This is a genomic window from Micromonospora sp. NBC_01392, from assembly GCF_045040125.1.
Classification (GTDB): Bacteria; Actinomycetota; Actinomycetes; order Mycobacteriales; family Micromonosporaceae; genus Micromonospora.
Map to the genome: position 1 here is coordinate 341,867 of NZ_CP109549.1, position 21,183 is coordinate 363,049.

Consider the following 21,183-nt stretch of genomic DNA (forward strand, 5'->3'; position numbering starts at 1 on the left):
GTTGCCGGAGCTCGTCATCACCGTCGCCCGGTTCGGGTTCCTCATCCTGCTGTGGATCTTCGTCTTCACGGTGGTCGGCGTGATTCGCCGGGACCTCTTCGCCGGGGCCCGGTCGAGTCGCCTGGTGGCCGCGCCACGCGGGGTCGGCGCGTCGACAAACCAGCCCGCCCCACCCGGCAAGCCGGCGAAGGCCAAGCGGGGCCGCGCCGCCCACCAGATGGTGGTCACCGCCGGTCAACTCGCCGGCACCCGGATCACGCTGGGGGAAGCGCAGATCACCATCGGTCGGGCGGAGGACTCGACGCTGGTGATCACCGACGACTACGCCTCGGCGCGACACGCCCGGCTCGTGCCGCGTGACGGGCAGTGGTACGTCGAGGACCTCGGATCAACTAACGGCACCTACCTGGATCGCGCTAAGGTCACCGGACCAACCCCCGTCCCCCTCGGCGTGCCGATCCGGATCGGCCGCACTTCCCTCGAATTACGGCCATGACTCTGACCCTGCGCTACGCGGCCCACAGTGACCGCGGTCTGATCCGAGACGGCAATCAGGATTCCGTCTACGCCGGACCGCGGCTGCTCGCCGTTGCCGACGGCATGGGCGGCATGGCCGCCGGTGACGTCGCCAGCAACATCGTCATCGGTGCCATGGCGCCGCTCGACGAGGACGTCCCCGGTGACGCCCTGGTCGACGCGCTCCGATCCGCCGTGGGCACCGCCAACCAGCAACTCCGCGACACCGTGGACGCCAACCCGCAGCTGGAGGGGATGGGCACGACGCTCACCGCGACCCTCTTCTCCGGCAGCAAGCTCGGCATGGTCCACATCGGTGACTCGCGGGCCTACCTCCTGCGCAACGGCGAGTTCGCGCAGATCACCAAGGACGACACCTACGTCCAGATGCTCGTCGACGAGGGCCGGATCAGCGCGGAGGAGGCGAGCAGCCACCCCCAGCGTTCGCTGCTCACCCGCGCGCTCGACGGCCGGGACATCGACCCGGAGTACAGCGTCCGCCAGGTGCTGCCCGGCGACCGGTACCTGATCTGCTCCGACGGCCTCTCCGGCGTGGTCAGCGCGGACACCATCGGCGACACCCTGCGCGAGTACCCCGACCCGCAGCAGTGCGTGGAACGCCTGGTGCAGCTCGCGCTGCGCGGCGGCGGGCCGGACAACATCACGGTGATCATCGCCGACGCGACCGACCAGGACATCGTCGAGGCGTCCCCGATCGTCGGCGGCGCCGCCGCCCGCGACCGGGGCATGGCGACATCGGCCGACGACTCCACCCCGGCGGCCCGCGCCTCGGCGCTGTCCGCCCCCCGGGCGCCCGTGCCCGAGGAGCCGGCCGACAACCGTGACGACGAGCCCGAGCCGCGTCGGCGACGGCCGCTGCGGACCGTGGCCATGGCGCTCGCGCTGGCGGTCATCGTCGCCGGCGCCGTCTTCGGCGGCTGGACGTACACCCAGCGGCAGTACTACGTCGGCGCCACCGACGACGGTCAGCTCGCGGTGTTCCGTGGGGTGCCCGGCCAGGTCGCCGGCCTCGACCTGTCGGACGTGCACGCCCGCAGCGAGTCCCGCCTCGACGACCTGACCCTGGCCGCCCAGGAGCGGGTGAAGCAGGGCATCCAGGCCAAGAGCGAGCCGGACGCCGAGCGCCGACTGGCGGAACTGACAAGCGACGACCCGGCCAACCCGAACCTCAAGCCGCTCTGCCCGCCGAGTCCGGCGCCCGGCACGGCGCCGGCCACGCCCAGCCCGACGCCGGTGGCGACGGGCGGTGCGCTGTCCCCGGCGGCCACCGGCAGCGCCGTCCCGCCGACCCCGTCGCCCGGCCCGCCGACGCCCACACCGACGTTGACCATCACGCCCGACGCCGTAGTCTCCGACACCGTTCCGCCGGCCGATCCCGCCGGTTGCCGGTCGCCGGAGTGAGCGCCGGCTCGATCCCGAGGACGCATCCGTGACCGCAGCCGCCGCACCGGCCGCCTCGCCCGCTTCGACGGGCGAGCAGTCCGGCGTACGCCTGGCCCGGTCCCGGCGTAACGCCGAGCTGTCCCTGCTCCTGCTCGCCATGGTGCTGGTGGCGGCGTACGCGGCGATGATCGAGGCCAAGGCGCTGGACACCATCACGTCGGATTTCTGGGTTCCGGCCGCCGCGCTGGGGCTGGTCTTCCTGGGCCTGCACCTGGTGATCCGGTGGCTGGCGCCGTACGCCGATCCGGCGCTGCTGCCGGCGGTGGCGCTGCTCAACGGCATCGGGGTCGGCTTCCTGCGCCGCTACGACCTGGCCCAGGCCGCGCCGGCGGAGCGGGCCGACCTGGCCATCTTCGCCGGCACCGGGGGCCGGCAACTGGCGTGGACGCTGGCCGCGGTGGCGCTCGCCGCCGGGCTGCTGGCGATCCTGCGCGACCACCGCACGCTCTCCCGGTACGCGTACACGCTGGGGCTGGCCGGCATCGTGCTGGTGATGATCCCGGCGGTGCTGCCCGGCCGGTTCTCCGAGATCAACGGCGCCAAGCTGTGGATCCGGGTCGGCGGGTTCCAGATCCAGCCGGGTGAGTTCGCCAAGCTCGCGCTGCTCACGTTCTTCGCGTACTACCTGGTGCGCAAGCGGGAGGTGCTGTCGCTGGCCAGCCGGCGGGTGCTCGGCATCGACTTCCCGCGCGGCCGGGACCTCGGGCCGGTGCTGGTGGTCTGGCTGGTCAGCATCCTGGTCCTGGTCTTCGAGAAGGACCTGGGCACCTCGCTGCTCTACTTCGGCATGTTCGTGGTGACGCTCTACGTCGCCACCGAGCGGGTGAGCTGGCTGCTCATCGGTCTGATCCTGTTCTTCGGCGGCGCCTACCTGGCCTACCTGCTGGGCAGCACCGTGGGTGGCCCGTTCGCCAACTTCTACGACCGGGCGCAGATCTGGCTCGACCCGTTCGCCGAGCCGTACGACCGCGGCTACCAGCTCGTCCAGGGCCTGCTCACGCTCGGCACCGGTGGCCTGTTCGGGGCCGGGCCGGGCGGCGGCCAGCCGACGCTGCTGCCCGAGGTGCAGACCGACTTCATCTTCGCCGGCATCGGTGAGGAGATCGGCCTGTTCGGTCTCTCCGCGCTGCTCGTGGTCTACCTGCTGATCGTCGAGCGGGGCCTGCGGGCCGCGCTGGCGGTGCGCGACTCGTTCGGCAAGCTGCTCGCCGGCGGCCTGGCGTTCACGCTGGGCCTCCAGGTCTTCGTCATCGTCGGCGGCATCAGCAAGCTCATCCCGCTCACCGGTCAGACCACGCCGTTCCTCTCCGCCGGTGGTTCCTCGCTGATGGCGAACTGGCTGTTGATCGCCGTGCTGCTGCGGGTCTCCGACGGTGCCCGCCGGCCGGTCACCGGCGGTCGCGGCCCGGCGGCCCGGCCCGGCGGCGGCCCGCCCGACCAGCTGCACGGTGCTCCCACGGAGGTGATCCGGCCGTGAACGCACCCCTGCGCCGCGTCGGTGTGGTCGTGATGATCCTGTTCGGCCTGCTCTTCGCGAACCTGAACTGGATCCAGGCGTACAAGGCCGACGAGTACCGCACCAGCGACTACAACGGCCGGGTCCAGGTCGCCGAGTACGACCGCAAGCGCGGCAACATCGAGGTCGGCGGCACCGCGTACGCGCTCAGCAAGGAGACCGGCGGGGAGCTGAAGTACCTGCGCACCTACCCCCAGGGGGAGATGTACGCGCACGTGCTCGGCTGGAAGCCGGTGAACGGCAGCGCGAGCGGCATCGAGCGGGTGGAGAACGACTTCCTCGCCGGCACCAGCGACGCGCTCATCGCCAGCCGGATCAAGGACATGTTCACCGGGGACGAGACCGGTGGCGGCAACGTGCTGCTGACCCTCTCCAAGCGGGCCCAGGAAACGGCGTTCAAGCAGCTCAACGACAACCAGGTCGGGGCGAAGAAGGGCGCGGCCGTCGCGATCGACCCGCGTACCGGCGCGGTGCAGGCGCTGGTCTCCATGCCGAGCTTCGACCCGAATCCGCTGGCCAGCCACTCCAGCACGGAGGCCGACCGGGCCTACAACGCGTTGGAGAAGGACAAGGACCGGCCGCTGGCCAACCGCGCGCTCGCCGAGGTGCTGCCCCCGGGCTCCACCTTCAAGGTCATCATGGCCGCCGCCGCGTTGGAGAACGGCGTCGGGCAGCAGACGCAGATCCCGGCCGGGCCGAGCTACACCGCGCCGGGCGCCGGCGTGCCGATCCGGAACGCGGCGCCGTCGATCTGCCCCGAGTCCCAGGTGACGCTGCGGGAGGCGGTGACCGAGTCGTGCAACACCGGCTTCGCCCAGCTCGGCGTGCGGCTCGGCGCGGAGAAGGTCAAGGAGAAGGCGAAGCAGTTCGGCTTCGAGCAGGAGGACCTCACGGTCGGGCAGAACGGTGACGGCGGTCTGCCGGTCGCGGCCAGCCGCACCGGTGACATGCAGAACCCGGACGGCAGCACCGACCAGGCCGCGCTGGCCCAGTCGTCGATCGGCCAGAACAACGTGCGGATGACGCCGTTGCAGGGCGCGCTGATCGCCGCCGCGGTGGCCAACAACGGCAGCCAGATGCGCCCGTACCTGGTGAAGCAGCTGCTCGGGCCGGACCGCACCACGGTCTACGACGCGGCCAAGCCGCGTGAGCTGCGCCGCCCGGTCAGCAGTCAGGTCTCCGCCGACCTGCGTTCGATGATGCAGAACGTGGTGAAGGAGGGCACCGGTCGCCGGGCAGCCATCGACGGGTACGTGGTCGGCGGCAAGACCGGCACCGCGCAGTCCGGCCCGGACACGCCGGACCACGGCTGGTTCATCGGCTTCGCGATGGACAAGGACGGCACGCCGCTCTCCGCGGTCTGCGTCGAGCTGGAGCAGGCCGGCAGCGGCGGCAGCGCGGAGGCGGCCCGGATCGCCGGCCGGATCATGGCGGCGGCCATCGCGGACTCCGGGAGGCGCTGACGTGCTGAGCCCGGGGGTGCAGCTCGGCAACCGCTACCGTCTCGACGAGCGGATCGCCAGCGGTGGCATGGGTGACGTCTGGCGCGGCACCGACCAGGTGCTGGGCCGGACGGTCGCGGTCAAGAGCCTGCTGCCCGCGTTGCTCGACGAGCCGGGTTTCGCCGAGCGGTTCCGGGGCGAGGCGCGGACCATGGCCACCATCAACCACCCCGGCGTCGTGGACGTCTACGACTTCGGCAGCGACCAGCACATCGCGTTCCTGGTCATGGAATACGTGGAGGGCGACGCGCTCTCCGCCACGCTCGGCCGGGTCGGCCGGCTCACCCCGGCCCGCACCATGGCGTTGCTGGCCCAGGCCGCCGACGCACTGCACGCCGCGCACGAGAAGGGCATCGTGCACCGCGACGTGAAGCCGGGCAACCTGCTGGTCCGGCCGAACGGCACGCTGGTGCTCACCGACTTCGGCATCGCCCGGTCGGAGCTGGTCGGCCAGCTCACCGCCGCCGGCTCGGTGCTCGGCACCGCCTCCTACATCTCGCCCGAGCAGGCCACCGGCGCGGTCGCCACCCCGGCCTCGGACGTGTACGCGCTCGGCGTGGTCGCCTACCAGTGCCTGGCCGGCCGGCGGCCGTTCGAGGGCGACAACCCGCTCGAGATCGCCATGAAGCACGTGCGGGACACGCCCCGCGCGCTCCCCGCCGACATCCCGCCGCAGGTGCGGGCGATCGTCGAGCGGGCCATGGCGAAGGACCCGGCGGCCCGCTGGTCCAGCGCCGCCGCGTTGGCCGGGATCGCCCGGCAGGCCAAGCAGACGCTCTCCCAGCAGGCGCGCGGCGGGCGGCCGATCTCCGGCGTACCGGCCTCGCCGGCCGCACCGGTCGCGCGGGCGCAGGTGCCGAACGCCGCGCCCCGCCCGCAGCCCCGCCCGCCGGTCACGCCGCCCCGACCGCCGGTGACGCCGGCCCGCCCACCGGCGGCGCCGCGCCCGACCATGGTCGCGCACCCGGCCCCGCAGGCCCGCCCGCCGGTGGGTCCGCGTGGTGCGGCACCCGTCCCGCAACCCCGGCCCCCGCACAACCCGCTGGGGTACGCTCGTCCGCCCGTCGCGCCGCCGCCGGCACCCCGCCGCTCCCGGTCCGGGCTCTGGACGACCGCGATCCTGGTGGCGGTGCTGGTCATCCTCTGCTCGGGCGTGATCTCGTTCTGGTACCGGAAGTACGGTTCGGCCGCCCCCGGTCCGGCGAGTGTGAGCGTGACCTCCGGCGCGGTGCGCGCGTACGGGGGCGACTATCCGGTCCGCACGTCGTACCGTCGTGAGGTACGCCTCCAGCCGGCCGGCGGCGGTACGACGACGAGCGAAGGACGAGAGACGCGATGACAGCGCAGGCCCGCCTGCTCGGTGGCAGGTACCAGGTCGGCGAGCTGCTGGGCTACGGCGGCATGGCGGAGGTGCACCGCGGTCGCGATCTCCGGCTCGGGCGGGACGTCGCGATCAAGATGCTTCGTGCCGATCTGGCCCGCGACGCGACGTTCCAGATGCGGTTCCGCCGGGAGGCGCAGAACGCCGCCTCGCTCAACCACCCGGCCATCGTCGCCGTCTACGACACCGGCGAGGAGACCGCCCCGACCGGCGAGACACTGCCGTTCATCGTGATGGAGTTCGTCAACGGGCGGACCCTGAAGGAGGTCCTCGGCGTCGAGGGGCGGCTCCAGCCGCGCCGGGCGCTGGAGATCTGCGCCGACATGTGCGCCGCGCTGGAGTTCAGCCACCGGCACGGCATCATCCACCGGGACATCAAGCCCGGCAACGTGATGCTCACCCAGACCGGCCAGGTCAAGGTGATGGACTTCGGCATCGCCCGCGCGCTGGCCAGCGGCGCCACCACGATGACGCAGACCAGCGCGGTCATCGGCACCGCACAGTATCTTTCCCCGGAGCAGGCGCGCGGCGAGGCGGTCGACGCCCGCTCCGACGTCTACGCGGCCGGCTGCGTGCTGTTCGAGCTGCTCTGCGGGCATCCGCCGTTCGTCGGGGACAGCCCGGTCAGCGTCGCCTACCAGCACGTGCGGGAGCAGCCGCCGACGCCGAGCACGATCAACCCGGACGTCAACCCCGCGGTCGACGCCATCGTGCTCAAGGCGCTCTCCAAGAACCCGCTCAACCGCTACCAGAGCGCCGGTGAGATGCGGGCGGACCTGCTCCGCGCCGCGGCCGGCCGACCGGTGCTGGCCACCCCGGTGATGCCGGCCGAGGAGACCATGCCGATGGCGGCCGCCGCGGGCGGCTACCAGGCGGCGCAGCAGACCCAGATGATGGGCCCGCAGACCCGCCAGCAGCCGCCGGCCCGGGTCGGGGATCCGCGCAAGCGCAGGAGTTCCTCCTGGGTCATCGCCACGTTCGCCGCGCTCGGCGTGCTCGCGGTGATCGCGCTGGGCACCGCGCTCTGGCTCAACCAGGCCGGCAACGAGAAGGTCTCCGTCCCGCAGTTGGGCGACCGGACCCAGGCCGACGCGCAGGCCGCGCTCACCCAGGCCGGGCTGCGGTTCGTCCCCGGCACGCCGGTGAAGAACGCCGAGTGCAAGAAGGGCACGGTGGTGGGGCAGAACCCCGGGCCGGGCCTCCGGGTGGACAAGAACACCCCGGTCACGGTGCAGGTCTGCGCCGGCCCGGACGACGTCACCATCCCGCAGAGCCTGGTGGGTGGCACCTACACCAGCGTGAAGGGCCAACTGGAGAGCCTTGGGCTGACCGTCGAGCGCAAGGAAGTCACCAGCGGTGCCCCGCAGGACCAGGTCACCAAGGTGACGCCCAAGGAGGGCAGCACCGTGCCCCCGAACACCAAGGTGACGCTCGAAGTGTCCAAGGGCAACCTGAACGAGGTGCCGGACGTTCGTGGCTACACCGAGGACCAGGCGAAGGCGCGCCTGAAGGACGCCGGCTACGACGTCGAGGTCCGGGACGGCAAAGAGGTCGATCCGGCCCAGGCGGGCAAGGTGAGCAGCCAGTCCCCGTCCCCCGGCAAGAAGCTGGCCAAGGGCGAGACCGTGACCATCGCGGTCGACGTGCCGATCGAGGAGCAGAGCGAGAGCCCGTCGCCGAGCCCGACCCCGACCGCGTCGCCGAGCACCCCGGGTGCCGGTGGCGGTGGCGGCTTCCCGGTTCCGTCGATCCCGCCGACGCGCAACCGCTGACCTGTGCTCCCGGGGCGCGGCCCCGGCGCCGTGACCACGGACGTGGCGGTGTCCCACCGGGGGCGCCGCCACGTGGCGTGTCCGGAGAGTCAGGCGGTGGCGAACGCGGCCCGGCGTCGCGCGTCGACCTCGGCGGCCAGCTCCGGGGCCCGCTCCTGCGCCTCCGGATGGCCGCAGGCGGCCAGCCAGTTCGCCAGCATGAGGTGACCGCCCTCGGTCAGCACCGACTCGGGGTGGAACTGGACGCCCTCGATCGGCAGCGTGCGGTGCCGCATCGCCATCACCACGCCGGAGCCGGTCCAGCCGGTGACCTCCAGCTCGTCGGGGAGCGTCTCGGGCAGCACGGCGAGCGAGTGGTAGCGGGTGGCGGTGAACGGGTCGGGCAGGCCGGCGAGCACGCCGTCACCGCGGTGGCGCACCTCGGAGGTCTTGCCGTGCAGCAGCTCCGGCGCGCGGGTCACGGTCGCGCCGAACGCCGCGCCGATGGCCTGGTGGCCGAGGCAGACGCCGAGGATCGGGAGCCGGCCGGAGTACTCGCGGATGACGTCCAGGCAGATGCCGGCGCGGTCCGGGCGGCCCGGGCCGGGCGACAGCAGGATGCCGGCCGCCCCGACCCGTCCCACCTCGGCGACGTCGATCTCGTCGTTGCGGCGGACCTCGCAGTCCGCGCCGAGCTGGCCGAGATACTGCACGAGGTTGAAGACGAACGAGTCGTGGTTGTCGATCACCAGGACGCGCATCGGAGTCACCCGCCCGGAGCGGTGGGCGGGGCGTTGTTCGTCTCGGTGCTGTAGGGGAGTTCCTCGTCCTGTTCGGGCTGCCCGGTCGGGTCGGTGAGGCCGCCGCCGGGGGCGTCGCCGGGCACGCCGGAGTCCTGCGTGACCTGCACGTCGTCGAAGGGCAGCAGCGGCTCGGCCCACGGGAAGACCACGAACCAGAGCAGGGCCACGGTGGCGGTGGCCAGCAGCACCGACCCGATCAGCTTGCCGGGCAGGCCCAGGGGCAGCTTCCGCCAGATCCACGCGTACACGGTTCAGCCCTCCAGCTCGGCCGGTCGGCCCGTCGACTTGGCCTGGGCCCGGTCGAAGCGGGCGTGGATGATCAGCCGCTGGTAGTTGTCGAACTTGGGGTTGCAGGTGGTCAGCGTGAGCAGCTTCTCGGTGGCCCGGCCACCCGGCTTGCCCGGCACCGGCGCGACCACCTCGACCTGGGACGGCTTGACGATGCGCTGCTGGTAGACCCGGTAGACCAGCCACTCGCCCTTGGTCTCGACCACGATGGCGTCGCCGGGGGACAGCTCGTCCAGTCGCCAGAACGTGGACCGGATGCGGTGTCCGGCGACGGAGAAGTTGCCGACCTCGCCGGGCATGGCGCTGTCCGGGTAGTGGCCCGGGGCGTACCGGATGTCGTCCGGGGTGACGCCCTCGACCACCACCCAGTGCTTGTCGAGCTTCGGAATGTAGAGGCCGGCGACCGGCTTGCCCTCGGCCGGCGGTTTCGGTTTCGTGCTCGGGCCGGGGGTCGGGCCGACCGTCGGGTCCGCCGCCCACTCCTGGGCGAGCTGACCGGTCAGGTCGTTCTGGTGGGCGTCGACGATGACCGACTTGCCCCAGATCTCGTAGCCGGCGAAGAGGAGCACCACCAGGCCGAACGTGATCAGCAGCTCGCCCGCGCCACGGACCGCCGTGCGTAGCCGGGAGCCGGTGGTGGGCCGCGTCAGCTCGGAGTAGACGCTGCGGTATCCCTCGCCGGTCTGTTCCGGCCGGAGCTGCACCACCCGCTCGCCGCGCCGTGGCCGTGGCGGCTCGGCGGGCGGCTCGCCGTCGTCGCCGCCGGGGTCCGGCGCCGGAGGCACCGCGCCCATCAGGCCGGTGGCGTCCAACCGGGGGTCGGCCGGCCGCCGGGTGACGGCGGGCAGCACCGCTGTCGCGCCGGGGTCGGCCGGCGGGGCCGGGTCCGGGCCGCGCCCGGTCGGGCCACCCGACCGGGGTACGCCGTGTCGCTCGGGTCCGACAGCGTGGCGCTCGGGTGCGCCGGGGTGCCGCTCGGGACCACTGGCGTGGCGCTCGGGTGCGCCGGGGTGCCGTTGTGGTGCGCCGGCGTGCTGCGGGGCTGCGGTGGAGCGCCGCTCGGGCCGGCCGGCCACCGGCGGGATGAAGTCGGTCGGCCCGTCACCCGGCGCGGCCGGTCGCACGCCGACACCGGGCCCTCCGCCGGCACCGGGCCCTCTGCCAGGACCGGACATCCCGCCGGCACCGGGCATCCCGCCGGGACGGCCGGTCGGGGCGTCGGAGGGGTCCAGGCCGGCGCGGCGGTCGTGGGGGGCCTCGGCGGACGGGCGGGAGTGCGGTCCCCGACCCGGCGGGTCGAACCGTCGGGGGTCGGTGGGAGTCGTCGGACCGGCGTACCGCCGGCTGTCGACGCCGGGCGTCTCCGCGGTTCGGCCGGCGGGCGGGCCGCTGGGCGGTGGGGTGCCGAGCCCGTTGCGGACCTCCGGCGACCGCCCCTCGGGGCCGGCGGCGGGCCGGCCGGGTCGGCGGGACGGCGGGTACGCCTCGGCGCGCGAGGCGGCGGCCGGCGGGCGGGCCGGATTGCCCGGCCAGGCCGGCGGTGGGTCGGCGGGGCGGGCGGCCGGCGGGGTGACCGGGCGGGCGGTGGGGCCGCGCCGTGCCGGGGCGGAGTGGGCCGGGCCGTCGTCCGGCCACGGCAGGTCGACCCGGGCCGGGGCGGGCGCCGGACGCTCGACCTTCCGGAGGAACGCGGTCGGCTCCTCAGACTCGGCGCGACGTCGATCGTCGCGTTCCCGGGGTTCGTCGCCGGTCACCGGGGCACCGTCGCCGATTGCAGCGCGGTGGAGTCCTCGAACGCCGGCACCGTCACGGTGGAGGTCTGCTCGCTGTAGCCGAGTTGGTAGTGGTCGGCCACTTCCTTGAACACCCGGACTCCCTCAGACGCGGCGAGCGCCCGCTGGAACTGGGCGGGGTCGCCGATGGCCACGATCTTGAAAGGAGGGGAGTAAACCCGGCCGTGCAGCAGCAGGGTGTTACCGACGCAGCGTACCGCGCTGGTGCTGAGCACGCGGACGTTCATGATTGACATGGCCTCCGCGCCTCCGGCCCACAGCGCGTTCACCACCGCCTGCACGTCGCCCTGGTGCACGACCAGGTCGTCGTTGCTGGCGCCCTTGGGCAGCGGCTGGCCGGGGCCCCAGTCGGCGTCGTTCAGCTCGATCGTGATGCCGGTGCCGGTGAGCGCGGTGAACCCGGCGGCCTGCCGGATCGCGGCGGCCCGGTCCCGCTGCGTCTTCACCGGCCCGTCGGTGCCGGCCAGCGCCTCGGTCTGCTCCTCGACCTCGTCGCGCAGCCGTGCGGCCTTCGCCTCGCTGGCCGCGACCTGCTCGCGGCGGTCCTCGATGAGCTGGGTGAGCTGGGGCCGCCGGTCCTCGCGCAGCGGGGTACCGCCGGCGGTGGTCGCGGTGGTGGTGAACAGCAGCCCGGCCGCGGCGGCGATCAGCGGCACGCCGATCGACCAGCCGGGGCGGCGCTGGCGTGCCCGCCGGGGCAGCAGACCGGCGACCGCGCGGCGAAGGACCTTCTGCCAGGAGGCGGCGCCGGACGTGTACTCCACCGGGCGTTCCCTTTCCCGTCGTCTCGTTCCGGCCCGCGCCGATGCGAACCGACCTGCTCGACCCGAAAAGTCCGCTCTTTTCGGTAACTCCGTGCACCGGCCCGACCCCATTCGTGGCCTGGACGGTCCGTCGGGACTACGCTAGCTGTCGACACATTATTGGCCATGGACCGTCGCCCCCGCGCCCGGTTGTCAGGCCGGACGAGGTCGTACCCCCCTCTGGAGAGCGTCGTGCCCAAGTCTCAGGTCCGCAAGAAGAAGGTGTACACCCCGCCGACGGACGTCCGTCCGACGGCGACGGCGTCGACGCGCAAGCCTAGCCCGATCTGGCTGCCGTTCACCGCCGTCGCGCTGATCGTGGTGGGCATCGCCTGGCTGGTGGTCTACTACCTTTCCGAGCAGGCGTATCCGGTCGCCTCGTGGGGTTACTGGAACCTCGCGGTGGGCTTCGGCGCGATGGTCTCCTCGCTGATCCTGCTCTCCCGCTGGCGCTGACCGGCTGGTTTTCGCCTCGCGCACGTCACGCCACGCCGCCCCTGCCCGGCGCCTGGGCTCCGGCCCACCTAAGGTGTCCGCAGGGCGGCGTGGCCGATGCGAGAAGATTCACGTTACTGCTGAGTAACCTTCCGCGTAGGCTGCACTGACAAGCAGCAGACCGGGAGGCCAACTCGATGGGCAGCGTCCAGATCGTCACCACGATCCTCGCGGCCGCCATCACCGCCGTGGCGGTGTGGCTTGCGGTACGCGCGGTCATGAAGATGACGGCCGTCATCCGGCTCGGGCAGCCCGCGCCCGAGCGGTTCGCCGACAAGGGCGCGCGCACCACCAAGATGCTGGTGGAGACCGCCGGCCACACCCGCATGCTCAAGTGGAGCGTGGTCGGGGCCGCCCACTGGTTCGTGATGGTCGGCTTCATCGTGCTGTCGCTGCTGGTGCTGGAGGCCTACTTCGAGGTGGTCTCGACCGGCGGCGGGCTGCCGATCGTCGGGCACTGGACCGTCTTCGGGCTGGTCACCGAGTGGATCGGCATCCTCGGCCTGGTCGGCATCCTGGTGCTGATGGCGATCCGGCTGCGCAACCGGCCCAACCGGCCGGAGAACCGCTCCCGCTTCACCGGCTCGACGATGTGGCAGGGCTACTTCGTCGAGTGGGTCGTGCTGCTGGTCCTGATCTTCGGCTTCGTCATCCGGGGCTTCAAGGTCGCCACCGACCACTTCGAGTACCCGGTCTGGGCCACCCCGCTCAGCCACGCGGTCGGTTCGGTGCTCCCCGACTGGGCGGCCGGCGTCAGCGTGGCCGCCCTCATCAAGATCGTCATCTCGATGACCTGGCTCATCGTGATCTCGCTGAACGTCACCATGGGTGTCGCCTGGCACCGCTTCCTGGCCTTCCCCAACATCTTCTTCAAGCGCGACCCGCAGAAGGCGGCCGGCTCCGGCCTGGGCCCGCTGCGGCCGATGACGAGCGAGGGCAAGCCGCTCGACTTCGAGGAGGCCGACCCGGAGAAGGACCAGTTCGGCGTCGCCCAGGTCGAGCAGTTCACCTGGAAGGGCCTGCTCGACTTCAGCACCTGCACCGAGTGCGGTCGCTGCCAGTCGCAGTGCCCGGCCTGGAACACCGGCAAGCCGCTGTCGCCGAAGCTGCTGGTGCTGAGCCTGCGCGACCACGCGTACGCCAAGGCGCCCTACCTGCTGGCCGGCGGCGGCAAGGACCTGACCGGCGAGGAGAAGGCCACCGAGGCGCAGCTCGCCCACATGGACGTGCTGGCCCTGGCCGAGGCCGACCGGCCGCTGATCGGCACCGCCGAGGAAGGCGGCGTCATCGACCCGGACGTGCTCTGGTCCTGCACCACCTGTGGCGCCTGCGTCGAGCAGTGCCCGGTGGACATCGAGCACGTCGACCACATCGTCGACATGCGCCGCTACCAGGTGCTGATCGAGTCGAGCTTCCCGTCCGAGGCCGGCGTGATGCTGCGCAACCTGGAGAACAAGGGCAACCCGTGGGGTGCGCCGCAGAACACCCGCGAGGACTGGACCAAGGGGCTCGACTTCGAGGTGCCCCGGGTCGGCGAGGTCGAGGACTTCGAGTACCTCTTCTGGGTCGGCTGCGCCGGCGCGTTCGAGGACCGGGCCAAGAAGACCACCCGCGCGGTCGCCACGCTGCTCAACGAGGCCGGCGTGAGCTTCGCCATCCTCGGCGAGGGCGAGACCTGCTCCGGTGACCCGGCCCGCCGGATCGGCAACGAGTTCGTGTTCCAGATGCTCGCCCAGCAGAACGTGGAGACGCTGAACGAGGCGTTCGACGGCCGGGAGAAGAGCAAGCGGAAGATCGTCGCCACCTGCCCGCACTGCTTCAACACGCTGGGCAACGAGTACGGCCAGCTCGGCGGCGAGTTCGAGGTGGTGCACCACACCCAGTTGCTGGCCCACCTGGTCAGCGCCGGCAAGCTCACCCCGGTGCAGCCGGTCGACGGGGGCGTCACCTACCACGACCCCTGCTACCTGGGCCGGCACAACCGGATCTTCGCCGCGCCCCGCGAGGTGCTCGGCGACTCGATGCAGGGCGAGCTGACCGAGATGCCGCGCAACAGCGAGCGCTCCTTCTGCTGCGGCGCCGGCGGCGCCCGGATGTGGATGGAGGAGAAGATCGGCAAGCGGATCAACGTGGACCGGGTCGAGGAGGCCATGTCCACCGGCGCGAAGACCATCGCGGTCGGCTGCCCGTTCTGCTCGACGATGCTCAACGACGGGGTGAACGGCAAGGGCGCCGGCGAGGACGTCGAGGTGGTCGACGTGGCGAGCGTGCTGCTGCGCTCGGTCAAGCCCGACGCGCCGGCCGGCGAGAAGGAGACCGCGCCGACGGCTGGCTGAGGCGTACCCCGGCACGAGCCGGACCACGACGGCGGCGGCACCCGGACGGTGCCGCCGCCGTCGTCTCAGCTCGCTGTGGTGACCGCGATGGCGGCCGTGGTGGTGGTTGCGATCATCACCGCCGCCTGCATCTCCTCGATCGCCTTCTTCGTCGCGGCGGAGGCCCAGTCACCGGCGGCGATCTCGCTCAGCCGGGCCTTGACCCGCTCCTTCGGCAGCTCGCGGAAGAGCTTGCGGTCCAGACCGACCGCGCCGGTCAGGGTGAGCAGCGCCGCGGTCCGCGCGTCGACCGGGCCGTCGCCGACCAGCGCGTCCGTCATCCGGTGCCGGGCCGCGGTCTCCGCCGCCGGCTCCGCGCCGGTCGGCGAGGGGTAGCGGGTACGCGGAAAGACCAACAGCACCCGGTCGGACTCCCGACGCAGCACCCCGGCGTCGACCAGCCCGTCGAGCACCCGGTCCGGCAGCCCCTTGGCCAGCTTCCCGATCCAGTCCTTCGGCTTGCGGGGCCGCCCGTCCCCGACGGCGGCCAGCGCCTCGTCGAGCAGTGGCACGCCGGTCGGGGCGGGATCGGTCACCACCAGTCGCTTGTCCGCGACCTCCACCCGGCGGGCCAGCGCCAACTCCAGCAGCACCGCGCCGGCGAGGCCGTAGTCCAGGTGCGGACGGCCGAGCCGGTTCGCGCCGGCGTCGTCGTAGGCGAGCAGGACCAGTTCGTCGGTGAGCAGCAGACCGTCCATATCCGCCACGCTACGGGTGGCGCGCCATCGGCGCCCGCATGCCACAATCACGCCCATCGACGGCCTTTTGGTTCTGACGCTGTTGCCCCTGGTCGGCTTCGTGCTGCTGACCGCGGGCAACGCCTTCTTCGTCGCGGCCGAGTTCGCCCTGGTCACGGTGGACCGGGCGGAGATCGACAGGCGGGCCGGCGAGGGGGACGCCCGGGCCGCCACGGTCCGCCGTGCGCTGCGCGACCTGTCCTTCCAGCTCTCCGGCGCGCAGCTCGGCATCACCATCACCGCGCTGCTCACCGGCTACCTGGCCGAGCCCGCCCTGGCCCGGCTCGTCGCGCCGGTGCTGCGCCCGTTCGGCGGGGCGGACCACCTCTCCGGGCTGCTCGCCCTGGCGCTGGCCACGCTGCTCTCGATGCTCTTCGGTGAGCTGGTGCCGAAGAACCTCGCGCTGGCCCGGCCGATGCCGGCGGCGCTGGCCACCGCCGCGCCGATGCGCGCCTTCTCCCGCACCTTCGGCTGGCTGATCCGGCTGCTCAACGACTCCGCCAACCGGTTGGTCCGCTGGCTCGGCGTGGAGCCGCAGGAGGAGCTGGCCAGCGCCCGCTCACCGGAGGAGCTGGGGCTGCTGGCCGCGATCTCGGCGCGGGCCGGCGCGCTGCCACCGGACACCGCGATGCTGCTGCGACGCACCATCCGGTTCGGCGACAAGCGGGCCGCCGAGGCGATGACCCCCCGGGTGGACGTGATCGCGTTGCGCGCCACCGCCTCCGTCGCCGAGCTGCTCGATCTGTCCCGGCGGACCGGCCGCACCCGGTTCCCGGTCTACGAGGAGACGCTCGACCTGGTCACCGGTGTCGTCGGGGTGCCCGACGCGCTCGGGGTGCCGCTGGCCCGGCGGCCCGCCACCACCGTCGCCTCGGTCGCCCGGGAACCGGTGTACGTGCCGGAGAGCCTGGACCTGGACGGCGTGCTGGCGGCGCTGAAGGACGCCGGCGCGGACCTGGCCATCGTGGTCGACGAGTACGGCGGCACGGACGGCGTGGTGACCGTCGAGGACCTGGTCGAGGAGCTGGTCGGGGAGATCGCCGACGAGTTCGACCCGGCCGCGGTGGACGACCTCGGGCCGGCGGAGCTGACCGTGCCGGGCGGGGAACGGACCGTCCTGGTCGACGGCCTGCTGCGCGCCGACGAGCTGGTCGAGCAGACCGGCTTCCGGCTGCCCGAGGGGCCGTACGAGACGTTGGGCGGGTTCCTGATGGCCCGCCTCGGGCACATCCCGGTCGCCTGCGAGACGGTCGACGAGGCGGGCTACGAGTTCACCGTGGTGGAGGTGGACCGGCACCGGATCGAGCAGGTCCGCGTGCTGCGCCCCGAGGAGCCCGACGACGGTGCCTGAGCTGCTGGTGGCCCTGGTGTTGCTGCTCGGCAACGCCTTCTTCGTGGGCAGCGAGTTCGCGTTGATCGCGTCCCGCCGTACCGTGCTCGAACCGCTCACGGCGACGTCGAAGCGGGCCCGCTGGGCGCTGTCCGCGATGAACCAGATCCCGCTGATGATCGCCGGCGCGCAACTCGGCATCACGGTCTGCTCGCTCGGCCTGGGCGCGATCGCCGAGCCGGCGTTGGCGCACCTGCTGGAGGTGCCCTTCACCGCGGTCGGGCTGCCCGCCTCGGCGGTACACCCGGTGGCGTTCGTGATCGCGCTGGCCGTGGTGGTGTTCCTGCACACCGTGGTCGGCGAGATGGTGCCGAAGAACATCACGCTGGCCGGCCCGGAGCCGTCGGCGCTCTGGCTCGGCCCGGCCATGCTCGCGTTCTGCCTGGCCACGAAGCCGCTGCTGCTGGCGATGAAGTGGTCGGCCCGGCAGGTGCTGCGGTGGTGGCGGGTGGAGGCGACGGACGCGGTGAAGACCGTGTTCACCGCCGAGGAGTTGGCCGGGCTGGTCTCCCAGGCCCGCACCGAGGGATTGCTGGACGCCGAGGAGCACGCCCGGATCACCGGTGCGCTCGCCCTGCACAGCCGTACCGCCGCGGACGCGTTGCAGCCGTGGTCGACGGTGACCACGGTGGCGGAGGACGTCTCACCGGCCTCGCTGGAGGTGCTGGCGACCCGCACCGGCCGGTCCCGGTTCCCGGTGGTGCAGCGGGCCACCCGCCGGGTGCTCGGCTTCGTCCACGTCAAGGACGTGCTCGGGTACGCCGGCGCGAGCCGACGGGCCCCGGTGCCGGCCGAGGTCTACCGGCCGCTGGCGGTGGTGCCCCCGGACCGTACGCTCGCCGATCTGCTGCTGGCGATGCGTCGCGAGCGCCGGCACATGGTGCTGGTCAGCGACGGTCGACGGCCCCTCGGTGTGGTGACGCTCGACGACGTATTGACGGCCATTGTCGGCACGTGAATGAATACCCTTGGTGTGCAAGCGATTGCGGACGCGTGATTGAACAGACGGCCGCCTTGATTCCACCCCGGTGCCTTCCCTAATGTGATGCACCGACCGCCGTGGGTCGTCCGCCTCGATCTTCCCTCTCGCGAGGCGCCCGCCGGTCGGTTGCAAAGGAGTCCGTGCCGGTGGCAACCATGCCCCCTCAACGTCACGTCCCGAGCGCTTCCTCCGGCCGGCCGGCCGGGGTCCACCGGGTGGTACGCCGTCTCCTCACCCTGGTCGCGGCCGTCGCGGTCGGCGCCGGGATGCTGGCTGCCCCGGCGCACGCGGCGCCCTCGGTGGACGAGATCGACGCGCAGATCGACAAGCAGTGGGAGCAGCTCGAACCCACGATCGAGCAGTACAACAAGGTCAGCGCCCAGCTCAAGGCCGACCAGAAGAAGTCGGTCGAGCTGAAGAAGAAGATGGTCCCGCTGGAGCTGGCCTCGACGCTGGCGATGAACAAGGTCGGCGACATCGCCTCCCGCTACTACATGCGCGGCCCGTCCCAGGAGATGGGCGCGCTGCTGGTGAGCACCAAGCCGGGGACGCTGGCCGAACAGCTCGTCATGCTGGACCGGATCGCCGACGACCAGCGCCGGCAGATCGCCGGTGTGCTCGCGGCCCGCGACAAGTACAACGCGCAGAAGCAGAAGCTGGACGCGTTGATCGCCACCGAGGTCAAGCGGAAGAACGACCTGGCGGCGAAGAAGAAGCAGATCGACTCCGAGATCAAGCGGCTGACCGGGATGCTGCCGGTGACCTCGATCCGCCCGGAGGGCTGCCCCTCGATCGACGGGGTGGTGAGCAGCGCCGCGCGGACCGCGATCAAGACGGCGTGCGCCCAGGTCGGCGACCCGTACGTGTGGGGCGCCACCGGCCCGAACTCGTTCGACTGCTCCGGCCTGACGCAGTACGCGTACAAGGCGGCGGGCATCTCGCTGACCCACTTCACCGGCGCGCAGTGGAACGAGGGCCGGAAGATCTCGGCGAGCGAGGCCCGCCCCGGTGACCTGGTCTTCTTCTTCAGCGACCTGCACCATGTCGGGCTCTACCTGGGCAACGGCCTGATGGTGCACGCGCCACGGACCGGCAAACCGGTCCAGGTGGCCAAGGTGCAGTACATGCCGGTCGCGGGCTACCGCCGACCGTACTGACCCCCGTCCCGGCGAAGGCCCCCGGTCCTCATCGGACCGGGGGCCTTCCTCCGTCTGGTGGGCCGTCAGCGCGGCGCGCCGAGCGGCGACGGCAGGATCAGCACGTCGTCGAGGTTCACGAACATGATCCGGTGGCCGAACTGGACCTGCACGTAGCGGTTCTCGCCACGGACCACGGTGCGGTCACCGGGGACGGAGCCGTCGTAGGAGACCGCCCGGTAGTACTCGCCCGGCAGCACACCGCCGACCGCGTACCGCTGGCCGGCCGCGAACGTGTACTGGAGCGGGGAGATGGCCTGGTACGGGATGGTCTCCGGGTAGGCGGCCTGCTCCGGGTAGGCGCGGCCGTACACCGGGATGGTGGCCTTGCCGGGACGCGGCGTCACCACGAAGCCGGTGGCCCACTTCGCGGTGGGCGCGGCGGCCGGGTTGTGGAACCACGCCTTCTGGCCGAGGTACCAGATCGCGGTCCAGTCGCCCTGGCGGCCGGCCACCGCGTACGTCTGTCCGGCGGAGGCGCGGGCGCCGTGGTCGGAGATGTACATCGTGTCCGGCGTGCCGTCCGGGCGCAGCCCGAGGTCGTTGACCAGCGGGGCGTCCGCGCTCGGCGCGGTGCGCAGCACCACCGCCGAGGAGCCGCGCGACGGGCAGGGCGCGGCCGGCGGGGTGGGCGTCGGGACGCCCGGCGGCTGCTGGTTGCAGCCGACGAACGCGGGCCGGTTGGTGGCGAAGTCCGGGTCGATGGTGACCAGCCCGGTACGCGACGTGCCGGTGGTCCGGAACGGGGCCTTCATCAGGTCGAAGTAGTGCGACCAGTCCCAGTAGGGGCCCGGGTCCCAGTGCATGCCCCGCACGTTCGGGGCGGTGATGCCGGGCACGTTGTCGTGGCCGATGATGTGCTGCCGGTCCATCGGGATGCCGAACTTTTGCGCCAGGTAGCGGACCAGCTTGGCCGAGCTGCGGTACATCGCCTCGGTGTACCAGGTGCCCTGGCCGGCGAAGCCCTCGTGCTCCAGGCCGATGGACTTGGCGTTGACGTACCAGTTCCCGGCGTGCCAGCCGACGTCCTTGGCCTTGATGTGCTGCGCGACGTAGCCGTCCACCGACCGCAGCGTGTAGTGCCAGCCCAGGTAGTCGGCCCGCTTCACCAGGTCGACGCTGGGGGCGAAGTAGCCCTCGGTGTCGTGGATGACGATGTATTCGATCTTCTGCTGCTTCGGCCGGTCGCCCAGGTCGTGGTTGCCGTAGTCGCCCGGGTCGGCGCTGAGCTGCTCGTAGGGGGCGGGAATCCACTCGCAGGCCAGCCGCACCGGGCACTCCAGCCCGTCCGGCCGCGCGGCGTGACGCAGCCCGAGCCGGGCCAGCCCGGCCCGGTCCGGCCGGATGGCGCTGGCGGCCAGCGTGACCCGCTGCCCGTCGTCGGTGGTCCGGGCCGCGCCCTGGCCGAGCTGGTCGTAGACCTCGTCGGCGAAGGCCGCCGCCGCGTCGGACGTGTCCGCGCCGGAGTAGCGGGCCACCGCGCCGTACCAGGCCGCGACGTCGCTGCCGGCGCCGACCGGCCCACCCAGTGCCTTCTGGTACGACGCCAGCAGTGCCGCGCCACCGCGGATGTTCGCCGCCGGGTCGGTGCGCAGCGTCTGCGCGTCCAGCCCGGTGAGCGTGGCGGCGGCGTCGAGCGTCTGGAGCGAGGCGGTCGGCAGCGGCGTCTCCCGGGTCGGCGCGGCGGCGGTGGCCGGGTCGAGCCGGAGCGGGCGGGCGTCGTCGCCGCGCGGGTCCTCGTCCTCGTCGACGTGCGCGCTGCCCGGCGTGGCCAGGACGTGCGTGGCGTCGGTCAGGTGCATCGGGCCGTAGCCGCCGCTGGTGCTGGGCTGGCCCGGGTGGGTGTCCCACCTCGACTCCAGGTAGGAGACACCGAGCAGCACGTTCTGCGGTACGCCGTACTCGGCCGCCGCGGCAGCGTACTGCTGCTGGCGGTCGCCGGTGGGCCGGCTGGCCTGGGGCGCGGCGCTCACCGGGCCGATGGTGGCCAGCGCGGTGGCCGTCGCCACGGCGGCGGCGAGCAGGATCCGTCTGCTCGACGGCGGGGCTGAGAGGTGCATCGAACCTCCTGGACAGGGATGGGGGTCACTGCGTTCCACCCTCACTCCGCCCACCCACAAGGGTCAATACCTTTCCGGGCAGTAATCCGACATGAAAGAAAGCTTCATTCGCGCTCGTGTGGCGCATCCGG

General features: G+C 72.6%; 17 protein-coding genes. 11 read left to right on the forward strand and 6 right to left on the reverse strand.

Going from position 1 to position 21,183, the window contains the following annotated elements; all coding sequences use genetic code 11:
- Position 1: 1 nt before the first annotated feature.
- The 6 genes from OG767_RS01560 to pknB are packed head-to-tail and all read left to right on the forward strand — an operon-like array spanning position 2 to position 8,151.
- Positions 2 to 496: an FHA domain-containing protein gene (locus OG767_RS01560; protein WP_107158182.1), complete on the forward strand. Its 495-nt coding sequence runs from the start codon at positions 2 to 4 to the stop codon at positions 494 to 496.
- A complete protein-coding gene (locus OG767_RS01565) occupies positions 493 to 1,938 on the forward strand; it encodes a PP2C family protein-serine/threonine phosphatase (RefSeq protein WP_405091836.1) in 1,446 nt (481 codons plus the stop codon). Before OG767_RS01560 ends, OG767_RS01565 begins: the two co-directional genes overlap by 4 nt.
- A gap of 28 nt (positions 1,939 to 1,966) precedes the next feature.
- Positions 1,967 to 3,457 carry an FtsW/RodA/SpoVE family cell cycle protein gene (locus tag OG767_RS01570; protein ID WP_405091837.1) on the forward strand — a complete coding sequence of 497 codons (1,491 nt, stop codon included), beginning with the start codon at positions 1,967 to 1,969 and terminating at the stop codon, positions 3,455 to 3,457.
- Positions 3,454 to 4,959: a peptidoglycan D,D-transpeptidase FtsI family protein gene (locus OG767_RS01575; protein ID WP_405091838.1), complete on the forward strand. Its 1,506-nt coding sequence runs from the start codon at positions 3,454 to 3,456 to the stop codon at positions 4,957 to 4,959. The genes OG767_RS01570 and OG767_RS01575 overlap by 4 nt, the downstream gene beginning before the upstream one ends.
- A gap of 1 nt (position 4,960) precedes the next feature.
- Positions 4,961 to 6,337: a serine/threonine-protein kinase gene (locus tag OG767_RS01580; protein ID WP_405091839.1), complete on the forward strand. Its 1,377-nt coding sequence runs from the start codon at positions 4,961 to 4,963 to the stop codon at positions 6,335 to 6,337.
- On the forward strand, positions 6,334 to 8,151 hold the full coding sequence (gene pknB, locus OG767_RS01585) for a Stk1 family PASTA domain-containing Ser/Thr kinase (protein WP_405091840.1): 1,818 nt from the start codon (positions 6,334 to 6,336) through the stop codon (positions 8,149 to 8,151). The genes OG767_RS01580 and pknB overlap by 4 nt, the downstream gene beginning before the upstream one ends.
- A gap of 89 nt (positions 8,152 to 8,240) precedes the next feature.
- Here the strand turns inward: pknB and OG767_RS01590 are convergent, their stop codons facing one another.
- From OG767_RS01590 to OG767_RS01605, 4 genes are read right to left on the reverse strand one after another with little or no spacing between them, the layout of a single operon-like run.
- Positions 8,241 to 8,891: an aminodeoxychorismate/anthranilate synthase component II gene (locus OG767_RS01590; RefSeq protein ID WP_405091841.1), complete on the reverse strand. Its 651-nt coding sequence runs from the start codon at positions 8,889 to 8,891 to the stop codon at positions 8,241 to 8,243.
- A 5-nt stretch (positions 8,892 to 8,896) separates the two neighbouring features.
- Complete coding sequence (locus OG767_RS01595) at positions 8,897 to 9,181, reverse strand: hypothetical protein (protein WP_405091842.1); 285 nt, start codon at positions 9,179 to 9,181, stop codon at positions 8,897 to 8,899.
- Between the two features lie 3 nt (positions 9,182 to 9,184).
- Positions 9,185 to 10,975, reverse strand: coding sequence for a class E sortase (locus tag OG767_RS01600; protein WP_405091843.1), 1,791 nt, complete (start codon positions 10,973 to 10,975; stop codon positions 9,185 to 9,187).
- Entirely contained in the window at positions 10,972 to 11,778 is an 807-nt protein-coding gene (locus tag OG767_RS01605; protein WP_405091844.1) for a DUF881 domain-containing protein, read from the reverse strand. Before OG767_RS01605 ends, OG767_RS01600 begins: the two co-directional genes overlap by 4 nt.
- Positions 11,779 to 12,009: 231 nt before the next feature.
- Between OG767_RS01605 and OG767_RS01610 the strand changes: the two genes are divergently transcribed.
- Both OG767_RS01610 and OG767_RS01615 read left to right on the forward strand, forming a co-directional pair.
- Positions 12,010 to 12,273, forward strand: a complete 264-nt coding sequence (locus tag OG767_RS01610; RefSeq protein ID WP_405091845.1) for a cell division protein CrgA — start codon at positions 12,010 to 12,012, stop codon at positions 12,271 to 12,273.
- A 176-nt stretch (positions 12,274 to 12,449) separates the two neighbouring features.
- Complete coding sequence (locus OG767_RS01615) at positions 12,450 to 14,648, forward strand: (Fe-S)-binding protein (RefSeq protein WP_405091846.1); 2,199 nt, start codon at positions 12,450 to 12,452, stop codon at positions 14,646 to 14,648.
- Positions 14,649 to 14,713: 65 nt separating this feature from the next.
- On the opposite strand, the gene OG767_RS01620 is transcribed toward OG767_RS01615, so the two are convergent.
- On the reverse strand, positions 14,714 to 15,385 hold the full coding sequence (locus tag OG767_RS01620) for a GPP34 family phosphoprotein (RefSeq protein WP_405091847.1): 672 nt from the start codon (positions 15,383 to 15,385) through the stop codon (positions 14,714 to 14,716).
- An 82-nt stretch (positions 15,386 to 15,467) separates the two neighbouring features.
- Between OG767_RS01620 and OG767_RS01625 the strand changes: the two genes are divergently transcribed.
- The 3 genes from OG767_RS01625 to OG767_RS01635 all read left to right on the forward strand — a co-directional run bounded on the left by OG767_RS01625 (position 15,468) and on the right by OG767_RS01635 (position 18,953).
- Positions 15,468 to 16,775 carry a hemolysin family protein gene (locus OG767_RS01625; protein ID WP_405094103.1) on the forward strand — a complete coding sequence of 436 codons (1,308 nt, stop codon included), beginning with the start codon at positions 15,468 to 15,470 and terminating at the stop codon, positions 16,773 to 16,775.
- Positions 16,768 to 17,772, forward strand: a complete 1,005-nt coding sequence (locus OG767_RS01630; RefSeq protein ID WP_281933732.1) for a hemolysin family protein — start codon at positions 16,768 to 16,770, stop codon at positions 17,770 to 17,772. Before OG767_RS01625 ends, OG767_RS01630 begins: the two co-directional genes overlap by 8 nt.
- A 179-nt stretch (positions 17,773 to 17,951) precedes the next feature.
- Positions 17,952 to 18,953: an NlpC/P60 family protein gene (locus tag OG767_RS01635; protein ID WP_405091848.1), complete on the forward strand. Its 1,002-nt coding sequence runs from the start codon at positions 17,952 to 17,954 to the stop codon at positions 18,951 to 18,953.
- A 65-nt stretch (positions 18,954 to 19,018) separates the two neighbouring features.
- On the opposite strand, the gene OG767_RS01640 is transcribed toward OG767_RS01635, so the two are convergent.
- Positions 19,019 to 21,052 carry an N-acetylmuramoyl-L-alanine amidase gene (locus OG767_RS01640; protein WP_405091849.1) on the reverse strand — a complete coding sequence of 678 codons (2,034 nt, stop codon included), beginning with the start codon at positions 21,050 to 21,052 and terminating at the stop codon, positions 19,019 to 19,021.
- Positions 21,053 to 21,183 lie beyond the last annotated feature (131 nt).